Raw genomic sequence first — 287 nt, 5'->3', positions numbered from 1 at the left:
CCTCCTTGGCGGAGCGGTCGCGGGTCGCCCACTGCTGTGCGATGGAGAAGATGAGGATGAGGAGGCTCAGCACGAGCGCCAGCGCGGCGCCGAAGCCGAACTCCTGATAGGTGAACGCCTGCTGGTAGACCTCCAGCGCCAGCGTCTGGGTGGCGCCGGCCGGTCCGCCGCCGGTGAGGGCCACGACCTGGTCGAAGACCCGCAGCCCCTGGATCAGCGTCAGCGTCGTCGCGATCGCGACGGACGGCTGGATCTGCGGGAGGACGACGTACCGGAACCGCTTGAAG

Annotated in this window: 1 protein-coding gene; it reads right to left on the bottom strand. The window is 69.3% G+C overall.

What is annotated here, in order from left to right:
- On the bottom strand, positions 1–287 hold a 287-nt coding region (locus AC1RPY_RS07820; RefSeq protein ID WP_481763120.1), incomplete at both ends, for a carbohydrate ABC transporter permease.

Source organism: Dellaglioa sp. CoH-56-MRSF-12 (assembly GCF_056782075.1).
Note: the sequence above shows the minus strand (reverse complement) of the source record. Positions and strands in the feature narration are given on the sequence as shown.